The following is a 15,688-nucleotide window of genomic DNA, read 5'->3' as shown; positions in this document are numbered from 1 at the left end:
CCTTAGCACTGCGACGTCGCAAGCGGCGTCCGAGACAGCCTTTCCCACACTTTTTTCACGGACGAAAAGAGCCCAGCGGCTGCCGGGCTCTTTTCTACCTCTGGATCAGGCTACTTCGCTGGGGTCTATTCCCAGGCCCTTGGCCACGCCTACGCCGTAGGCGGGATCGGCCTTGAGGAAGTGACCGATCTGCCGCAGCTGGACCTCGCGGGTCACCGAACCCAGGGCGCCGACGATGTTGCCGATCAGCAGCGCCTGCTGGTCGGCATTCATCAGGCGAAACAGCGCTCCGGCCTGGCTGAAGTAGTCCTCGTCCACCCGATGGTCGTAGCGATCGGCCGGACCGGCGAAATTCAGCGCCGGCTCGCGATACTGCGGCGCCTGCCTGGGCGTATGACCGTAGCTGTTGGGCTCGTAGTTCGGCTGGGAACCGCCGTTGCCATCGAAGCGCATGGCACCGTCACGCTGGTTGTTGGCATAGGGGCAGCGCGGCGCATTGACCGGCAGCTGCTGGTAGTTGGTCCCCACCCGATAGCGCTGGGCATCGGCATAGGCGAACACCCGCCCCTGCAGCATGCGATCCGGAGACAGGCCAATGCCTGGCACCACGTTGCTTGGCGCGAAGGACGCCTGTTCCACTTCGGCGAAGTAGTTCTGCGGATTGCGGTTGAGCTCCAGCACCCCCACCTCCTGCAACGGATAGTCCTGCTGCGACCACACCTTGGTTACGTCGAACGGGTTCTCGGCGCGACCGGCCGCCTCCTGCTCGCTCATCACCTGGATGCACAGCGTCCAGCTCGGGAATTCACCGCGCTCGATGGCCTGGAACAGGTCGCGCTGGCTGTAGTCCGGATCGGTACCGGCCAGGCGTGCCGCATCGCCCGGCGCCAGGTTCCTGATTCCCTGCTGGCTCTTGAAGTGAAACTTCACGAAGTGCCGTTCGCCCTTGGCATTGATCAGGCTGAAGGTATGGCTGCCGAAGCCGTGCATGAAGCGATAGCCATCCGGGATGCCGCGATCGGAAAACAGGATGGTGACCTGATGCAGCGATTCGGGCGACAGCGACCAGAAGTCCCACATCATCTGCGGACTCTTCAGGTTGCTCCAGGGATCGCGCTTCTGGGTATGGATGAAGTCTGGAAACTTCAGCGGATCGCGGATGAAGAACACCGGCGTGTTATTGCCGACGATGTCCCAGTTGCCTTCTTCGGTATAGAACTTCACGGCGAAACCGCGGGGATCGCGCTCGGTATCCGCCGAGCCGCGCTCGCCGCCGACGGTGGAGAAGCGCAGGAGAGTCTCGGTCTGCTTACCCACCTCGGCGAACAGCCTGGCGCTGCTGAGGTGGCTGATGTCCTGGGTGACGGTAAAGGTGCCATAGGCCGCGGAACCCTTGGCGTGCACGCGTCGCTCGGGAATGACCTCGCGGTTGAAGTGCGCCAGCTTCTCGATCAGATGGAAGTCGTCGAGCATCAACGGACCGCGTGGACCAGCGGTGCGGGAATTCTGGTTATCGGCCACCGGAATGCCGCTGGCGGTGGTGAGAATCTTGGTATCGGTCACAGGCTGTCTCCCTTTGAATAGCGCTTGCTGATCGCGTGGGAGAAGTATCGCCAAGGCGATACTTTAGGACTAATTTATTGATCCTAGCATCCTGATAGAAAATCCAAGTCGACGGATCCAGTCTGCAGTTCTCGTCGAACGCCAGGCATGAAAAAGCCGGGCAGGAGCCCGGCTTTTTCCAGAACAGCGCTACTTATTCAGCAGCTTGTTCCACGGTGCCGCCGACCGGACGGTCGATCAGCTCGACGTACGCCATGGGCGCATTGTCGCCAGCGCGGAAGCCGCACTTCAGGATACGCAGGTAGCCACCCGGACGGTTGGCGTAGCGCTTGCCCAGGTCGTTGAACAGCTTGCCAACGGCAGCTTTCGAACGGGTGCGATCGAAAGCCAGACGACGATTGGCGACGCTGTCTTCCTTGGCCAGGGTGATCAGCGGCTCGGCAACGCGGCGCAGTTCCTTAGCTTTCGGCAGGGTAGTTTTGATCAGCTCGTGCTCGAACAGCGACACAGCCATGTTCTGGAACATGGCCTTGCGATGTGCGCTCGTGCGGCTCAGATGACGACCACTTTTACGATGACGCATGATTGAAATTCCTTCCCAAACTATCGTTCGGTGAACAATGACGATCAGGCAGTAGCCTTGTCGTCCTTCTTAAGGCTTGCAGGGGGCCAGTTGTCCAGGCGCATACCGAGCGACAGACCACGCGAGGCCAGAACGTCCTTGATTTCGGTCAGGGACTTCTTGCCCAGGTTCGGGGTCTTGAGCAGCTCCACTTCGGTACGCTGAATCAGGTCACCGATGTAGTAGATGTTCTCCGCCTTGAGGCAGTTGGCCGAACGAACGGTCAGTTCCAGATCGTCCACCGGACGCAGCAGGATCGGATCGATCTCGTCTTCCTGCTCGACCACGACCGGCTCGCTGTCGCCCTTGAGGTCGACGAAGGCTGCCAGCTGCTGCTGCAGGATAGTGGCGGCACGACGGATGGCTTCTTCCGGATCCAGGGTACCGTTGGTTTCCAGGTCAAGCACGAGCTTGTCCAGGTTGGTACGCTGTTCGACCCGGGCGTTTTCCACCACATAGGCCACGCGACGAACCGGGCTGAACGTAGCATCGAGCTGAAGACGACCGATTGCGCGGGTTTCGTCTTCTTCGCTCTGACGCGCGTCGGCGGGCTCATAGCCACGACCGCGAGCGATTTTCAGCTTCATGTTCAGCGAACCGTTGTCCGCCAGGTGGGCGATGACGTGATCGCCGTTGACGATCTCGACGTCGTGATCGACCTGAATGTCAGAGGCCAGAACCGGCCCCTGACCTTTCTTGCTCAGGCTCAGGGTGACTTCGTCACGGCCGTGCAACTTGATGGCCAGACCCTTGAGATTGAGCAGGATCTCGATCACGTCTTCCTGCACGCCTTCGATGGCGCTGTACTCGTGCAGGACACCGTCGATCTCTGCTTCGACTACCGCGCAGCCAGGCATGGAGGACAACAGGATACGCCGCAGCGCGTTGCCCAAGGTATGGCCGAAACCACGCTCGAGAGGCTCGAGGGTGATCTTGGCACGGGTCTGACTAACCGCCTGCACATCGATATGGCGGGGGGTCAGGAACTCATTTACCGAACTCTGCATGGATGCACCTACTTTCTAGCCCTTACTTGGAGTAGAGCTCGACAATCAGGTTTTCGTTGATGTCGGCGGAGAGATCACCACGGGCCGGCACGCTCTTGAAGGTGCCTTCCTTTTTCTCGGTGCTCACTTCGACCCACTCAACCCGGCCACGCTGGCCGCACAGCTCGAGAGCTTGAGCGATACGCAGCTGGTTCTTGGCCTTTTCACGGACCGCGACGACGTCGCCGACCTTGACCTGATAGGAGGGAATGTTGACGGTCTGACCGTTGACGGTGATCGACTTGTGGGAGACCAGCTGGCGCGATTCAGCGCGAGTGGCACCGAAGCCCATGCGATACACCACGTTGTCCAGACGGCATTCGAGCAGTTGCAGCAGGTTTTCACCGGTAGCGCCCTTGCGACGGGCAGCTTCCTGGTAGTAACCGGCGAACTGACGCTCGAGGACGCCATAGATACGGCGGACTTTCTGCTTTTCACGCAGCTGCAGACCGTAGTCGGACAGACGACCGCGACGCTGACCATGCTGGCCAGGAACGGTTTCCAGCTTGCACTTCGAGTCGAGGGCACGAGCGCCGCTCTTCAGGAAGAGGTCAGTGCCTTCGCGGCGGGACAGTTTGCACTTGGGACCAATGTAACGAGCCATTTCTCACTGTCTCCTATTACACGCGACGCTTCTTCGGCGGACGGCACCCGTTATGCGGGATAGGCGTCACGTCGGTGATGCTGGCGATCTTGTAACCACAGGCATTCAGGGCGCGAACAGCGGACTCACGGCCGGGGCCGGGACCTTTGACGTTCACGTCCAGATTCTTCAGACCATATTCCAGAGCGGCTTGGCCGGCACGTTCGGCTGCAATCTGGGCAGCGAACGGGGTGCTCTTACGCGAGCCACGGAAGCCGGAGCCACCGGAGGTCGCCCAGGACAACGCATTGCCCTGACGATCGGTGATGGTCACGATGGTGTTGTTGAAAGACGCATGGATGTGGGCGATGCCATCAACCACTGTCTTTTTGACTTTCTTACGAGGACGAGCAGCAGGTTTTGCCATGACTAGATTCCTGTCGATTCGCGGATGCGATTACTTGCGGATCGGCTTGCGCGGGCCCTTACGGGTACGGGCATTGGTCTTGGTGCGCTGACCACGGACCGGCAGACCACGGCGGTGACGCAGACCGCGGTAGCAACCCAGATCCATCAGGCGCTTGATGTTCATGTTGATTTCGCGGCGCAGGTCACCCTCGGTGAGGATTTTGGCGACCTCGTTACGCAGCTGATCGACCTGCTCGTCGCTCAGTTCTTTGATCTTGGCGGTCGGCTGGATGCCGGTGGCCGCGCAGATCTTCTGAGAGGTGGTGCGACCGACACCATAGATGTAGGTCAGCGAGATAACAGTGTGTTTGTTATCTGGAATGTTGACGCCTGCAATACGGGCCATTCAGAAAAACTCCAATTGACAGCTACCGACGCCCCGGAAGCCAAGAAAAGGGCGCGCGATATTAACGCTGTAGGAACAAATGATCAACCCGGCAGCACACTAGCTGCCGGGTTAGACGCGTGATTCACACTCAGCCTTGGCGCTGCTTGTGACGCGGTTCAGCGCTGCAGATCACGCGCACGACGCCTTCGCGGCGAATGATCTTGCAGTTACGGCACAGCTTCTTGACCGATGCACGAACTTTCATGACAACTCCTCTAACCTTACGGGTAACGGATCAGCGCATCATGCCGCCGCCGTAGCCCTTCAGGTTGGCTTTCTTCATCAGGGACTCGTATTGATGAGATACGAGATGGGATTGGACCTGGGACATGAAGTCCATGACCACTACCACCACGATCAGCAACGACGTCCCACCGAGATAGAACGGCACGTTCGCCGCGACCACCAGGAACTGGGGCAACAAGCACACCGCCGTCATGTACAGGGCACCGAACATGGTCAGCCGGGTCAGCACGCCATCGATATAGCGCGCGGACTGCTCACCAGGACGAATACCCGGAATGAACGCTCCGGATTTCTTCAGGTTCTCGGCCACGTCCTTGGGGTTGAACATCAGCGCCGTATAGAAGAAGCAGAAGAAGATGATCCCTGCACTAAACAGCAAGATGTTCAGCGGCTGACCGGGAGCGATGGCCTGAGCCACGTCCTGCAACCAGCCGAGACCTTCGGACTGACCGAACCACGAACCGAGCGACGCCGGGAACAGCAGGATGCTGCTGGCGAAGATCGCCGGGATGACCCCAGCCATGTTCACCTTGAGCGGCAGATGGCTGTTCTGCGCCGCGAAGACCTTGCGACCCTGCTGACGCTTGGCGTAGTGCACGGCGATACGACGCTGCCCACGCTCGATGAACACCACGAAGGCGATGATGGCAACCGCCACCACACCCACCATGATCAGCGCGAAGATGTTGATATCGCCCTGCCGTGCCGACTCGAAGGACTGACCGATGGCGCGAGGCAAGCCCGCGACGATACCGGCGAAGATCAGCATCGAGATGCCATTGCCGATACCGCGCTCGGTGATCTGCTCACCCAGCCACATCATGAACAGCGCGCCGGCGACAAACGTGGTGACAGCGACGAAATAGAAGCTGAAGCCCACGCTGAACGCGACACCCTGACTGGCGAGTCCTACCGACATCCCGGTGGCCTGAACGAGCGCCAGAACCAGCGTGCCGTAACGGGTGTACTGGCTGATCTTGCGACGACCAGACTCACCCTCTTTCTTCAATTGCTCCAGCTGTGGGCTGATGGCGGTAAGCAGCTGCATGATGATCGAGGCCGAGATGTACGGCATGATCCCCAGTGCAAAGATGCTCATCCGCTCCAACGCACCGCCAGAGAACATGTTGAAGAGGCTAAGAATGGTCCCCTCGTTCTGCCTGAACAGTGCGGCCAGCTGATCGGGATTGATACCCGGAACAGGGATGTGCGCACCGATCCTGTAGACGATGATCGCCAGGAACAGGAATCGGAGGCGGGTCCACAGCTCGGACATACCACCGGTCTTGCTGAGCGCAGAGAGAGCACCTTGCTTAGCCATTTATTCCTCGATCTTGCCGCCAGCTGCTTCGATGGCTGCACGTGCGCCCTTGGTGGCACGAATGCCTTTCAGGGTGACGGCACGAGTGACGTCGCCGGACAGCACAACCTTGACACGCTTGATGTCACGGCTGATCACGTTGGCGTCTTTCAGCGCCTGCAGATCGACCACATCGACATCGACCTTGGCCAGCTCGGAGGTACGAACCTCGGCACGGTCCAGGGCTTTCAGCGAGACGAAGCCGAACTTCGGCAGACGACGGTGCAGCGGCTGCTGGCCACCCTCGAAACCGGGGGCAACCTTGCCACCGGAACGGGAGGTCAGACCCTTGTGGCCGCGGCCACCGGTCTTGCCCAGGCCGCTACCGATACCACGACCGGGACGCAGCTTCTCGCGGCGAGCGCCGGGAGCGGAACGCAGATCATTCAGTTTCATGACTTAACCCTCCACACGCAGAAGGTAGTAGGCCTTGTTGATCATGCCGCGATTTTCAGGGGTGTCCTGAACTTCGACGGTGTGACCGATGCGACGCAGGCCGAGACCCTTGACGCAAGCCTTGTGATTGGCCAGACGGCCGTGGACGCTCTTGATCAGCGTGACCTTGACGGTTGCGTTAGCCATGATCAGAGAATCTCCTCGACGCTCTTGCCACGCTTGGCGGCAACAGCTTCCGGCGCCTGCATGTGCTTGAGACCTTCGAAGGTCGCGTACACAACGTTTACCGGGTTGGTGGAGCCGTAGCACTTGGCCAGGACGTTCTGCACACCAGCGACTTCAAGGACGGCGCGCATGGCACCACCGGCGATGATGCCGGTACCGTCGGAAGCGGGCTGCATGTACACCTTGGAGGCGCCATGAGCGGCCTTGACCGGGTACTGCAGGGTGGTGCCGTTCAGATCCACCTGGATCATGTTGCGGCGAGCAGCTTCCATAGCCTTCTGGATGGCGGCAGGCACTTCACGGGCCTTGCCACGGCCGAAGCCAACGCGGCCTTTGCCATCGCCAACCACGGTCAGAGCGGTGAAGGCGAAGATACGGCCGCCTTTCACGGTTTTGGCTACGCGGTTAACTTGAACCAGCTTCTCGATATAGCCTTCGTCGCGCTTTTGATCGTTATTTGCCATGACTTAGAACTCCAGCCCGCCTTCACGAGCAGCGTCGGCCAGCGCTTTGACGCGACCATGGTACTTGAAGCCAGAACGATCAAAGGCCACCTGGGTAACGCCAGCGGCCTTGGCACGCTCGGCGACCAGCAGACCAACTTTCTTGGCCGCCTCGACGTTGCTGGTAGCGCTTTCGCGCAGTTCTTTGTCCAGCGTAGAAGCGCTGGCCAGGACCTTGCTGCCATCGGCCGCGATGACCTGGGCATAGATGTGCTGGGAAGAGCGGTACACGCACAGACGGACCACTTCCAGCTCGCGCATCTTCAGGCGAGCCTTGCGAGCGCGACGCAGTCGGGTTTCTTTCTTGACGGTCATTTGCTATGCCCTACTTTTTCTTGGCTTCTTTACGGTGGACGACTTCGTCGGCATACCGTACACCCTTGCCCTTGTAAGGCTCCGGCGGACGGAAACCACGAATCTCAGCCGCAACCTGGCCGACCAGCTGCTTGTCGATACCCTTGATCAGGATTTCGGTCTGGTTGGGGGTTTCTGCGGTGATGCCTTGCGGCAGGTCGTAGTCCACGGGGTGAGAGAAGCCCAGAGCGAGGTTCAGCACCTGACCTTTGGCCTGGGCCTTGTAGCCCACACCGACCAGTTGCAGCTTGCGCTCGAAGCCCTGGCTGACGCCGACCACCATGTTGTTGACCAGGGCACGGGTAGTGCCGGCCATCGCACGGGTCTGCTGATCGCCATTGCGAGCAGCGAAACGCAGCTCACCGGACTCTTGAGTGACTTCAACGGACGGATGGACCTTCAGCTCCAGAGCGCCCTTGGCACCCTTGATCGAAAGCGCCTGACCGGCCAGATTAACTTCGACGCCTGCAGGCAGTCTTACAGGGTTTTTAGCAACGCGAGACATGCTGATTCCCCTTAGAAGACTGTGCAGAGCACTTCGCCGCCAACACCAGCAGCACGGGCTGCGCGATCAGTCATCACACCTTTGTTGGTGGAAACGATCGACACGCCCAGACCGCCACGCACTTTCGGCAGCTGGTCAACGGCTTTGTACTGGCGCAGACCGGGACGGCTGCTACGCTTCAGCTCTTCGATGACAGGCTTGCCTTCGAAGTACTTCAGCTCGATGGACAGCGACGGCTTGGATTCCGCGCTGACCTGAAAATCCGCGATGTAACCTTCGTCCTTGAGGACTTTGGCAACGGCAGCCTTCAGCTTGGAAGAAGGCATGCTCACAACGGCCTTTTCAGCCATCTGGGCATTACGGATACGAGTTAGCATGTCTGCTAACGGGTCCTGCATACTCATGGGCTATTAGCTCCTAATACAGAAATTGAGCCTACCGGCTCTCAAAATCACCCCTCGGCAATAGGCCGATTCGGGCGAGCCGAGCATTCTAGAGATCGGCCTGAAACGAATCAAGCCCCAAAAGGGGCTTGATTCAATTACCGCGATGAAAGGCGCTAGCTGTTACCAGCTGGCCTTCACCAGGCCGGGCACGTCACCGCGCATGGCTGCTTCACGCAGCTTGATGCGGGACAGACCGAACTTGCGGTACACGCCGTGCGGACGACCGGTCAAGCGGCAGCGGTTACGCATGCGGCTGGCGCTGGCGTCACGGGGCTGCTTCTGCAGGGCGACCTGGGCATTCCAACGGTCCTCGGGGGAGGCGTTGACATTACCGATGGTCGCCTTCAGCTCGGCGCGCTTCTTGGCGTACTTGGCAACCGTCTGCTGACGCTTCAGCTCGCGGTTAATCATGCTTTGCTTAGCCATCTGAAGACCTCAATCAGTTACGGAACGGGAAGTTGAACGCACGCAGCAGCGCACGGCCTTCCTCGTCGGTACGAGCGGTGGTGGTCAGGGTGATGTCCATACCACGCAGCGCATCGATCTTGTCGTAATCGATTTCCGGGAAGATGATCTGCTCTTTCACGCCCATGCTGTAGTTGCCACGACCATCGAAGGACTTGGCATTCAGGCCGCGGAAGTCACGCACGCGCGGCAGGGAGATGGACAGCAGACGATCCAGGAATTCATACATGCGATCGCTACGCAGGGTCACCTTGACGCCGATCGGCCAGCCTTCGCGAATCTTGAAGCCAGCAATGGAATTGCGGGCATAAGTCACGACCGGCTTTTGACCAGCGATCTTTTCCAGGTCAGCTACAGCGTTGTCGATGATCTTCTTGTCACCGACCGCTTCGCCCAGACCCATGTTCAAGGTGATCTTGGTGATGCGCGGAACTTCCATCACGTTACCCAGCTGAAGCTGCTCTTTCAGCTTGGGCGCGATTTCCTTCCGATAAATCTCTTTCAATCGAGCCATGGTGATCTACCTAGCAGCTTCAGGCCTGGACCGCTTTTTGGGTCGACTTGAAGATACGAATCTTCTTGCCGTCTTCGACTTTGAAACCAACGCGGTCAGCCTTGTTGGTCTCGGAGTTGAAAATAGCAACGTTGGAGACATGCAGAGGAGCTTCTTTCTCTACGATGCCACCCTGAACACCCAGCATGGGGTTGGGCTTGGTGTGGCGCTTGATCAGGTTGACCCCACCAACGACCAGACGGTCATCGGCGAGCACCTTCAGCACCTTGCCACGCTTGCCCTTGTCCTTGCCGGCAATGACGATTACCTCGTCGTCACGACGAATCTTTTGCATGTCGGCTACTCCTTACAGCACTTCGGGGGCAAGGGAGACGATCTTCATGAACTTCTCGGAGCGAAGTTCACGGGTCACCGGCCCAAAGATACGGGTGCCAATCGGCTCTTGCTTGTTGTTCAGCAGAACCGCGGCGTTGCCGTCGAAGCGGATGATGGAACCGTCAGTGCGGCGGACGCCGTGCTTGGTACGCACGACGACTGCAGTCATCACCTGACCTTTCTTCACCTTGCCGCGCGGAATTGCTTCCTTGACGGTGACTTTGATGATGTCGCCAATGCCGGCGTAACGGCGGTGGGAACCGCCGAGCACCTTGATGCACATCACGCGACGAGCGCCGCTGTTGTCGGCGACGTCAAGCATGGATTGAGTCTGGATCATGGCTCTCTACCCTTATACCTGAACGGCGCGCTCGACGACGTCAACCAGGGTCCACGCCTTGGTCTTGGCCAGCGGGCGGGTTTCGCGAATGGTGACCAGGTCACCAATGCGGCACTGATTGGTTTCGTCGTGAGCGTGCAGCTTGGTGGAACGCTTCACGTATTTGCCGTAGATCGGGTGCTTGACGCGACGCTCGATCAGTACGGTGACGGTTTTGTCCATCTTGTCGCTGACCACTCGGCCGGTCAGCGTACGGACAGTTTTTTCAGCTTCAGCCATGATCACTTACCTGCTTGCTGGTTCAGCACAGTCTTGACGCGAGCGATGTCGCGCTTCACTTGCGAGAGCATGTGAGACTGACCCAACTGGCCAGTTGCCTTCTGCATACGCAGATTGAACTGGTCACGCAGCAGGTTGAGAAGCTGCTCGTTCAGCTCCTCTACGGATTTCTCACGCAAATCTTTCGCTTTCATCACATCACCGTCCGCTTAACAAAGGAGGTTTCGAGCGGAAGCTTGGCAGCGGCCAGGGCGAATGCCTGACGAGCCAGATCCTCGGAAACACCCTCGATCTCGTACAGGACCTTGCCCGGCTGGATCTGGGCTACCCAGTACTCGACACTACCCTTACCTTTACCCATCCGCACTTCGAGAGGCTTCTTGGTGACAGGCTTGTCAGGGAAGACGCGGATCCAGATCTTGCCGCCACGCTTCACGTGACGGGTCAGCGCACGACGTGCGGATTCGATCTGGCGAGCGGTCAGACGGCCACGGCCGACAGCCTTCAGCGCGTACTCGCCGAAGCTGACCTTGCTACCGCGATGAGCCAGACCACGGTTGTGGCCGGTCATCTGCTTGCGGAATTTTGTACGCTTGGGTTGCAGCATGTTGCGTACTCCTTACTTAGCAGCAGCTTTTTTGCGCGGAGCCGGGGCGACGGGCTTGAGCTCTTCCTGGCGGCCACCAATGACCTCACCCTTGAAGATCCAGACCTTCACACCGATCACACCGTAAGTGGTGTGAGCTTCCGCAGTGGCGTAGTCGATATCGGCACGCAGGGTGTGCAGGGGCACACGACCTTCGCGATACCACTCGGTACGGGCGATTTCAGCACCGCCCAGACGACCGCTCACCTGAATCTTGATGCCTTTGGCACCAATGCGGATCGCGTTCTGCACGGCGCGCTTCATGGCGCGACGGAACATCACACGACGCTCAAGCTGCTGCGCAACGCTCTGCGCAACCAGGGCACCGTCGAGCTCCGGCTTGCGGATCTCTTCGATGTTGATGTGCACGGGCACACCCATTCTTGCGGTCAGGTCCTGACGCAGCTTCTCGACATCCTCACCTTTCTTGCCGATCACGATACCGGGACGGGCGGTGTGGATGGTGATGCGTGCGGTTTGAGCCGGGCGATGAATATCGATACGGCTTACGGACGCGCTTTTTAGTTTGTCCTGGAGGTACTCACGAACCTTCAGGTCGGCCAGCAGATAGTCCGCATAAGTGCGCTTATCCGCGTACCAGACCGAAGTGTGCTCCTTGACGATACCCAGGCGAATGCCATTGGGATGTACTTTCTGACCCATCTGATCGACTCCGTTACTTGTCCGCAACCTTGACCGTGATATGGCAAGACCGCTTCACGATGCGATCAGCACGACCTTTGGCACGCGGCATGATGCGCTTGAGCGAACGACCTTCGTTTACGAAGACAGTGGAAACCTTCAGGTCGTCCACGTCGGCGCCTTCATTGTGCTCGGCGTTGGCAACAGCCGACTCCAGCACCTTCTTCATGATTTCAGCGGCTTTCTTGCTGCTGAAAGTCAACAGGTTGAGCGCTTCGCCCACCTTCTTCCCGCGGATCTGGTCGGCGACCAAGCGGGCTTTCTGGGCGGAGATACGAGCGCCCGACAGCTTAGCGGCTACTTCCATCTTCCTTACCCCTTAACGCTTGGCTTTCTTGTCAGCCGCATGACCGCGATAGGTGCGGGTAGCAGCGAACTCGCCGAGTTTGTGGCCGACCATGTCTTCGTTCACCAGAACGGGGACATGTTGACGACCGTTGTGCACAGCGATGGTCAGACCGACCATCTGCGGCAGGATCATCGAACGACGCGACCAGGTCTTGATCGGTTTGCGTTCGTTCTTTTCCACCGCGACTTCGATCTTCTTCAACAGGTGAAGATCGATAAAAGGACCTTTCTTCAGAGAACGGGGCACAGTCGAATCCTCTACTGATTACTTGCCGCGACGGACAATCATCTTGTCGGTACGCTTGTTGGAGCGCGTCTTGAGACCCTTGGTCTTGACGCCCCACGGCGAAACCGGATGACGGCCACCGGAAGTACGACCTTCACCACCACCATGCGGGTGATCGACCGGGTTCATGGCAACACCACGAACGGTCGGACGCACGCCACGCCAGCGGGTGGCGCCGGCCTTACCCAGCGAGCGCAGGCTGTGCTCACCATTGGACACTTCGCCCAGGGTGGCACGGCACTCGGACAGCACCTTGCGCATTTCACCGCTGCGCAGACGCACGGTGACGTAGGCGCCTTCACGGGCGACCAGCTGAGCGGAGGTACCCGCGGAGCGAGCGATCTGAGCGCCTTTGCCAGGCTTCAGCTCGATACCGTGGATGGTGCTACCGACCGGCACGTTACGCAGCGGCAGGTTGTTGCCCGCCTTGATGGGCGCGCCAGCGCCGGACAGCAGCTGGTCACCGGCAGCAACGCCCTTGGGAGCGATGATGTAGCGACGCTCGCCATCGGCGTACTTCAGCAGAGCGATGTGTGCAGTACGGTTCGGATCGTATTCGATGCGCTCAACGACGGCTGGGATACCATCCTTGTTGCGACGGAAATCGACCAGACGATAGTGCTGCTTGTGACCACCGCCGATGTGGCGAGTGGTGATACGACCATTGTTGTTACGGCCGCCGGACTTGCTCTTCTTCTCCAGCAAAGGAGCGTAAGGCGCGCCTTTGTGCAGATCGGAGTTGACCACCTTGACCACAAAGCGGCGGCCAGCGGAGGTCGGCTTGCATTTTACGATTGCCATGATGCCCCCTGATTACTCGGCGCTGCTGGAAAAGTCGAGATCCTGGCCCGGCTGGAGCGCGATGTACGCTTTTTTCCAGTCGTTACGCTTGCCCAGACCACGAGCGGTACGCTTGGTCTTGCCCTGGACGTTCAGGGTGCTGACGCTGCGAACCTTGACCTCGAACAGCTGCTCGACGGCCTTCTTGATTTCCAGCTTGGTTGCATCGGTGGCAACCTTGAATACGAACTGCTTCTGGCTGTCCGCCAGCATGGTGGCCTTCTCGGAGATGTGCGGGCCAAGCAGCACTTTGAATACGCGTTCCTGGTTCATGCCAGCAGCTCCTCGAATTTCTTCACGGCGGACACAGTGACCAGTACCTTGTCGTAGGCGATCAGGCTGACCGGGTCGGAACCCTGGACATCACGCACGTCGACGAAAGGCAGGTTGCGGGCGGCCAGATACAGATTCTGGTCGACAGCGTCGGTCACGATCAGCACGTCGCTCAGGCCCAGGCCGTCCAGCTTGCTGACCAGGGTCTTGGTCTTGGGCGCGTCGACGGCGAAGTCGTCAACCACGACCAGACGATCCAGACGGACCAGCTCGGCGAGGATGGAGCGCAGTGCAGCGCGGTACATCTTCTTGTTCAGCTTCTGGCTGTGATCCTGGGGCTTGGCTGCGAACGCCACGCCACCGGAGCGCCAGATGGGGCTGCGGATGGTACCGGCACGGGCACGACCGCTGCCCTTCTGACGCCAGGGCTTCTTGCCGCCGCCACGGACCTCCGAACGGGTCTTCTGGGCACGGGTGCCCTGACGACCGCCAGCCATGTAGGCCACGACTGCCTGGTGAACCAGGGTCTCGTTGAATTCACCGCCGAAGGTGTGCTCAGAGACTTCGATAGCTTGAGAGCCATTCACATTGAGTTGCATGTTCTCTCTCCTCTCAACCACGGGCCTTGACAGCGGGACGCACGATCACGTCACCACCCGGCGCGCCGGGGACGGCACCCTTTACCAGCAGCAGGTTGCGCTCGGCGTCTACACGCACGACTTCCAGCGACTGAACGGTTACACGCTCCGCACCCAGGTGACCGGACATTTTCTTGCCCTTGAACACTCGACCAGGAGTCTGGCACTGGCCGATGGAACCAGGTGCACGGTGGGAAACGGAGTTACCGTGGGTGTTGTCCTGACCACGGAAGTTCCAGCGCTTGATGGTACCGGCGTAGCCCTTACCTTTGGACTGACCAGTGACATCAACCATCTGACCGGCTTCGAACAGGGCCACGGTGACTTCGTCACCTGCCTTGTACTCACCGTCTTCCAGGCGGAATTCGAGGACGCTACGACCAGCAGCAACGCTGGCCTTGGCGAAGTGACCGGCTTGCGCCTTGGTCACGCGGGAAGCACGACGCTCGCCCACGGTTACCTGAATGGCGCGATAGCCATCGGTTTCTTCGCTCTTGAATTGGGTTACGCGATTCGGCTCGATCTCAATGACCGTGACCGGAACGGAAACGCCTTCTTCGGTGAAAACGCGGGTCATACCGCATTTACGACCGACTAAACCAATCGTCATGTTGAGAACCTCTTGAGTGTACGGGGCTTTCACCCGCTATGGCCGCCCATTTCAGAGCGTTACACGACTGAAACCTTGACGGTCTCAGCCGAGGCTGATTTGCACTTCAACGCCAGCGGCGAGATCGAGCTTCATCAGCGCATCGACGGTCTTGTCGGTGGGCTGAACGATGTCGAGCACACGCTTATGGGTACGAATTTCGTACTGGTCACGAGCGTCCTTGTTGACGTGCGGAGAAATCAGCACTGTGTAACGTTCCTTGCGGGTAGGCAGAGGAATCGGACCACGCACCTGAGCACCAGTACGTTTCGCAGTTTCTACGATTTCCTGGGTGGATTGATCGATCAGGCGATGATCAAAAGCCTTCAACCGAATACGGATTTGTTGATTTTGCATTTGACCTCAGACTCCAAGCTTTCCTCTCGGACAAAAAGGTGCCCGATTAAAGGAGGCGCAATTCTAAGGATGTCGCCAGCGGCTGTCAAGAACGCCTCTTTTGCCATCTGTCAATTTCACCAGGCAAGAAAAAAGGCCCCGAAGGGCCTTTTTTCGTTTCAGATCAATCGATTACTCGATGATCTTGGCAACCACGCCGGCGCCGACGGTACGACCGCCTTCACGGATGGCGAAACGCAGACCGTCTTCCATCGCGATCGGAGCGATCAGG

29 protein-coding genes and 1 pseudogene are annotated in these 15,688 nt (G+C 59.1%); all 30 read right to left on the bottom strand.

Features of this window, described 5'->3' with window-relative positions; translation table 11 throughout:
• Window positions 1-105: 105 nt before the first annotated feature.
• Complete coding sequence (locus tag RCF34_RS22560; RefSeq protein WP_308710139.1) at window positions 106-1,563, bottom strand: catalase; 1,458 nt, start codon at window positions 1,561-1,563, stop codon at window positions 106-108.
• A gap of 193 nt (window positions 1,564-1,756) precedes the next feature.
• Window positions 1,757-2,146, bottom strand: a complete 390-nt coding sequence (gene rplQ, locus RCF34_RS22555; RefSeq protein WP_007161227.1) for a 50S ribosomal protein L17 — start codon at window positions 2,144-2,146, stop codon at window positions 1,757-1,759.
• Window positions 2,147-2,190: 44 nt separating this feature from the next.
• Complete coding sequence (locus RCF34_RS22550) at window positions 2,191-3,192, bottom strand: DNA-directed RNA polymerase subunit alpha (protein ID WP_017640290.1); 1,002 nt, start codon at window positions 3,190-3,192, stop codon at window positions 2,191-2,193.
• A 22-nt stretch (window positions 3,193-3,214) separates the two neighbouring features.
• Window positions 3,215-3,835 (bottom strand): 30S ribosomal protein S4, encoded by a 621-nt coding sequence (gene rpsD, locus RCF34_RS22545; RefSeq protein ID WP_017640289.1) that lies wholly within the window; start codon window positions 3,833-3,835, stop codon window positions 3,215-3,217.
• 16 nt (window positions 3,836-3,851) lie between these two features.
• On the bottom strand, window positions 3,852-4,241 hold the full coding sequence (rpsK, locus tag RCF34_RS22540; protein WP_003281811.1) for a 30S ribosomal protein S11: 390 nt from the start codon (window positions 4,239-4,241) through the stop codon (window positions 3,852-3,854).
• A 30-nt stretch (window positions 4,242-4,271) separates the two neighbouring features.
• A complete protein-coding gene (gene rpsM, locus RCF34_RS22535) occupies window positions 4,272-4,628 on the bottom strand; it encodes a 30S ribosomal protein S13 (RefSeq protein ID WP_017640288.1) in 357 nt (118 codons plus the stop codon).
• Between the two features lie 130 nt (window positions 4,629-4,758).
• Window positions 4,759-4,875 carry a 50S ribosomal protein L36 gene (gene rpmJ / locus RCF34_RS22530; protein WP_002555468.1) on the bottom strand — a complete coding sequence of 39 codons (117 nt, stop codon included), beginning with the start codon at window positions 4,873-4,875 and terminating at the stop codon, window positions 4,759-4,761.
• Between the two features lie 30 nt (window positions 4,876-4,905).
• Window positions 4,906-6,237: a preprotein translocase subunit SecY gene (gene secY, locus RCF34_RS22525; protein ID WP_133860560.1), complete on the bottom strand. Its 1,332-nt coding sequence runs from the start codon at window positions 6,235-6,237 to the stop codon at window positions 4,906-4,908.
• Entirely contained in the window at window positions 6,238-6,672 is a 435-nt protein-coding gene (rplO, locus tag RCF34_RS22520) for a 50S ribosomal protein L15 (protein WP_133860559.1), read from the bottom strand.
• A gap of 3 nt (window positions 6,673-6,675) precedes the next feature.
• Window positions 6,676-6,858, bottom strand: a complete 183-nt coding sequence (gene rpmD / locus RCF34_RS22515) for a 50S ribosomal protein L30 (RefSeq protein WP_007161233.1) — start codon at window positions 6,856-6,858, stop codon at window positions 6,676-6,678.
• Window positions 6,859-6,860: 2 nt separating this feature from the next.
• On the bottom strand, window positions 6,861-7,361 hold the full coding sequence (gene rpsE / locus RCF34_RS22510; protein ID WP_007161234.1) for a 30S ribosomal protein S5: 501 nt from the start codon (window positions 7,359-7,361) through the stop codon (window positions 6,861-6,863).
• Between the two features lie 3 nt (window positions 7,362-7,364).
• On the bottom strand, window positions 7,365-7,715 hold the full coding sequence (gene rplR, locus RCF34_RS22505; protein WP_007161235.1) for a 50S ribosomal protein L18: 351 nt from the start codon (window positions 7,713-7,715) through the stop codon (window positions 7,365-7,367).
• A 10-nt stretch (window positions 7,716-7,725) separates the two neighbouring features.
• Entirely contained in the window at window positions 7,726-8,259 is a 534-nt protein-coding gene (gene rplF, locus RCF34_RS22500) for a 50S ribosomal protein L6 (protein ID WP_017640286.1), read from the bottom strand.
• Window positions 8,260-8,270: 11 nt separating this feature from the next.
• Window positions 8,271-8,663, bottom strand: coding sequence for a 30S ribosomal protein S8 (gene rpsH / locus RCF34_RS22495; protein WP_017640285.1), 393 nt, complete (start codon window positions 8,661-8,663; stop codon window positions 8,271-8,273).
• A gap of 162 nt (window positions 8,664-8,825) precedes the next feature.
• Window positions 8,826-9,131: a 30S ribosomal protein S14 gene (gene rpsN / locus RCF34_RS22490; RefSeq protein ID WP_017640284.1), complete on the bottom strand. Its 306-nt coding sequence runs from the start codon at window positions 9,129-9,131 to the stop codon at window positions 8,826-8,828.
• 13 nt (window positions 9,132-9,144) lie between these two features.
• Complete coding sequence (gene rplE, locus RCF34_RS22485) at window positions 9,145-9,684, bottom strand: 50S ribosomal protein L5 (protein ID WP_007161239.1); 540 nt, start codon at window positions 9,682-9,684, stop codon at window positions 9,145-9,147.
• A 19-nt stretch (window positions 9,685-9,703) separates the two neighbouring features.
• Complete coding sequence (gene rplX / locus RCF34_RS22480) at window positions 9,704-10,018, bottom strand: 50S ribosomal protein L24 (RefSeq protein WP_017640283.1); 315 nt, start codon at window positions 10,016-10,018, stop codon at window positions 9,704-9,706.
• Between the two features lie 12 nt (window positions 10,019-10,030).
• On the bottom strand, window positions 10,031-10,399 hold the full coding sequence (gene rplN / locus RCF34_RS22475; RefSeq protein WP_007161241.1) for a 50S ribosomal protein L14: 369 nt from the start codon (window positions 10,397-10,399) through the stop codon (window positions 10,031-10,033).
• Window positions 10,400-10,411: 12 nt separating this feature from the next.
• Window positions 10,412-10,678, bottom strand: coding sequence for a 30S ribosomal protein S17 (gene rpsQ / locus RCF34_RS22470; RefSeq protein ID WP_007161242.1), 267 nt, complete (start codon window positions 10,676-10,678; stop codon window positions 10,412-10,414).
• Between the two features lie 2 nt (window positions 10,679-10,680).
• A complete protein-coding gene (gene rpmC, locus RCF34_RS22465) occupies window positions 10,681-10,872 on the bottom strand; it encodes a 50S ribosomal protein L29 (protein WP_007161243.1) in 192 nt (63 codons plus the stop codon).
• Entirely contained in the window at window positions 10,872-11,285 is a 414-nt protein-coding gene (gene rplP / locus RCF34_RS22460; RefSeq protein ID WP_017640282.1) for a 50S ribosomal protein L16, read from the bottom strand. The genes rpmC and rplP overlap by 1 nt, the downstream gene beginning before the upstream one ends.
• 12 nt (window positions 11,286-11,297) lie before the next feature.
• Window positions 11,298-11,987: a 30S ribosomal protein S3 gene (gene rpsC, locus RCF34_RS22455; RefSeq protein ID WP_007161245.1), complete on the bottom strand. Its 690-nt coding sequence runs from the start codon at window positions 11,985-11,987 to the stop codon at window positions 11,298-11,300.
• Between the two features lie 13 nt (window positions 11,988-12,000).
• Complete coding sequence (gene rplV / locus RCF34_RS22450) at window positions 12,001-12,333, bottom strand: 50S ribosomal protein L22 (RefSeq protein ID WP_007161246.1); 333 nt, start codon at window positions 12,331-12,333, stop codon at window positions 12,001-12,003.
• 12 nt (window positions 12,334-12,345) lie between these two features.
• Window positions 12,346-12,621 (bottom strand): 30S ribosomal protein S19, encoded by a 276-nt coding sequence (rpsS, locus tag RCF34_RS22445; protein WP_007161247.1) that lies wholly within the window; start codon window positions 12,619-12,621, stop codon window positions 12,346-12,348.
• 18 nt (window positions 12,622-12,639) lie between these two features.
• Window positions 12,640-13,461: a 50S ribosomal protein L2 gene (rplB, locus tag RCF34_RS22440; RefSeq protein ID WP_007161248.1), complete on the bottom strand. Its 822-nt coding sequence runs from the start codon at window positions 13,459-13,461 to the stop codon at window positions 12,640-12,642.
• 12 nt (window positions 13,462-13,473) lie between these two features.
• A complete protein-coding gene (rplW, locus tag RCF34_RS22435; protein WP_007161249.1) occupies window positions 13,474-13,773 on the bottom strand; it encodes a 50S ribosomal protein L23 in 300 nt (99 codons plus the stop codon).
• Window positions 13,770-14,372, bottom strand: coding sequence for a 50S ribosomal protein L4 (rplD, locus tag RCF34_RS22430; protein ID WP_017640279.1), 603 nt, complete (start codon window positions 14,370-14,372; stop codon window positions 13,770-13,772). The genes rplW and rplD overlap by 4 nt, the downstream gene beginning before the upstream one ends.
• Window positions 14,373-14,385: 13 nt before the next feature.
• A complete protein-coding gene (gene rplC / locus RCF34_RS22425; RefSeq protein WP_007161251.1) occupies window positions 14,386-15,021 on the bottom strand; it encodes a 50S ribosomal protein L3 in 636 nt (211 codons plus the stop codon).
• An 84-nt stretch (window positions 15,022-15,105) separates the two neighbouring features.
• On the bottom strand, window positions 15,106-15,417 hold the full coding sequence (gene rpsJ, locus RCF34_RS22420) for a 30S ribosomal protein S10 (protein ID WP_003243886.1): 312 nt from the start codon (window positions 15,415-15,417) through the stop codon (window positions 15,106-15,108).
• 171 nt (window positions 15,418-15,588) lie between these two features.
• Window positions 15,589-15,688: pseudogene (locus RCF34_RS22415) on the bottom strand (elongation factor Tu); the annotation flags it as partial.

The sequence above is a fragment of the Pseudomonas sp. 102515 genome, assembly GCF_031085165.1.
Taxonomy (GTDB): Bacteria; Pseudomonadota; Gammaproteobacteria; order Pseudomonadales; family Pseudomonadaceae; genus Chryseomonas.
Note: the sequence above shows the minus strand (reverse complement) of the source record. Positions and strands in the feature narration are given on the sequence as shown.

What these genes read in the sequence shown, in the direction of transcription:
- rplN (WP_007161241.1), bottom strand. Translation starts at nt 10,399, where the DNA reads ATGATCCAGACTCAATCCATGCTTGACGTCGCCGACAACAGCGGCGCT.
- rplR (WP_007161235.1), bottom strand. Translation starts at nt 7,715, where the DNA reads ATGACCGTCAAGAAAGAAACCCGACTGCGTCGCGCTCGCAAGGCTCGC.
- rpsC (WP_007161245.1), bottom strand. Translation starts at nt 11,987, where the DNA reads ATGGGTCAGAAAGTACATCCCAATGGCATTCGCCTGGGTATCGTCAAG.
- rplW (WP_007161249.1), bottom strand. Translation starts at nt 13,773, where the DNA reads ATGAACCAGGAACGCGTATTCAAAGTGCTGCTTGGCCCGCACATCTCC.
- rpmJ (WP_002555468.1), bottom strand. Translation starts at nt 4,875, where the DNA reads ATGAAAGTTCGTGCATCGGTCAAGAAGCTGTGCCGTAACTGCAAGATC.
- rplC (WP_007161251.1), bottom strand. Translation starts at nt 15,021, where the DNA reads ATGACGATTGGTTTAGTCGGTCGTAAATGCGGTATGACCCGCGTTTTC.
- secY (WP_133860560.1), bottom strand. Translation starts at nt 6,237, where the DNA reads ATGGCTAAGCAAGGTGCTCTCTCTGCGCTCAGCAAGACCGGTGGTATG.
- rplQ (WP_007161227.1), bottom strand. Translation starts at nt 2,146, where the DNA reads ATGCGTCATCGTAAAAGTGGTCGTCATCTGAGCCGCACGAGCGCACAT.
- rpsN (WP_017640284.1), bottom strand. Translation starts at nt 9,131, where the DNA reads ATGGCTAAGCAAAGCATGATTAACCGCGAGCTGAAGCGTCAGCAGACG.
- rpsM (WP_017640288.1), bottom strand. Translation starts at nt 4,628, where the DNA reads ATGGCCCGTATTGCAGGCGTCAACATTCCAGATAACAAACACACTGTT.
- rplD (WP_017640279.1), bottom strand. Translation starts at nt 14,372, where the DNA reads ATGCAACTCAATGTGAATGGCTCTCAAGCTATCGAAGTCTCTGAGCAC.
- rpsQ (WP_007161242.1), bottom strand. Translation starts at nt 10,678, where the DNA reads ATGGCTGAAGCTGAAAAAACTGTCCGTACGCTGACCGGCCGAGTGGTC.
- rpsK (WP_003281811.1), bottom strand. Translation starts at nt 4,241, where the DNA reads ATGGCAAAACCTGCTGCTCGTCCTCGTAAGAAAGTCAAAAAGACAGTG.
- rpmC (WP_007161243.1), bottom strand. Translation starts at nt 10,872, where the DNA reads ATGAAAGCGAAAGATTTGCGTGAGAAATCCGTAGAGGAGCTGAACGAG.
- rplX (WP_017640283.1), bottom strand. Translation starts at nt 10,018, where the DNA reads ATGCAAAAGATTCGTCGTGACGACGAGGTAATCGTCATTGCCGGCAAG.
- rplE (WP_007161239.1), bottom strand. Translation starts at nt 9,684, where the DNA reads ATGGCTCGATTGAAAGAGATTTATCGGAAGGAAATCGCGCCCAAGCTG.
- rplV (WP_007161246.1), bottom strand. Translation starts at nt 12,333, where the DNA reads ATGGAAGTAGCCGCTAAGCTGTCGGGCGCTCGTATCTCCGCCCAGAAA.
- rplP (WP_017640282.1), bottom strand. Translation starts at nt 11,285, where the DNA reads ATGCTGCAACCCAAGCGTACAAAATTCCGCAAGCAGATGACCGGCCAC.
- rplF (WP_017640286.1), bottom strand. Translation starts at nt 8,259, where the DNA reads ATGTCTCGCGTTGCTAAAAACCCTGTAAGACTGCCTGCAGGCGTCGAA.
- rplB (WP_007161248.1), bottom strand. Translation starts at nt 13,461, where the DNA reads ATGGCAATCGTAAAATGCAAGCCGACCTCCGCTGGCCGCCGCTTTGTG.
- rpsD (WP_017640289.1), bottom strand. Translation starts at nt 3,835, where the DNA reads ATGGCTCGTTACATTGGTCCCAAGTGCAAACTGTCCCGCCGCGAAGGC.
- rpsE (WP_007161234.1), bottom strand. Translation starts at nt 7,361, where the DNA reads ATGGCAAATAACGATCAAAAGCGCGACGAAGGCTATATCGAGAAGCTG.
- rplO (WP_133860559.1), bottom strand. Translation starts at nt 6,672, where the DNA reads ATGAAACTGAATGATCTGCGTTCCGCTCCCGGCGCTCGCCGCGAGAAG.
- rpsH (WP_017640285.1), bottom strand. Translation starts at nt 8,663, where the DNA reads ATGAGTATGCAGGACCCGTTAGCAGACATGCTAACTCGTATCCGTAAT.
- rpsJ (WP_003243886.1), bottom strand. Translation starts at nt 15,417, where the DNA reads ATGCAAAATCAACAAATCCGTATTCGGTTGAAGGCTTTTGATCATCGC.
- rpmD (WP_007161233.1), bottom strand. Translation starts at nt 6,858, where the DNA reads ATGGCTAACGCAACCGTCAAGGTCACGCTGATCAAGAGCGTCCACGGC.
- RCF34_RS22550 (WP_017640290.1), bottom strand. Translation starts at nt 3,192, where the DNA reads ATGCAGAGTTCGGTAAATGAGTTCCTGACCCCCCGCCATATCGATGTG.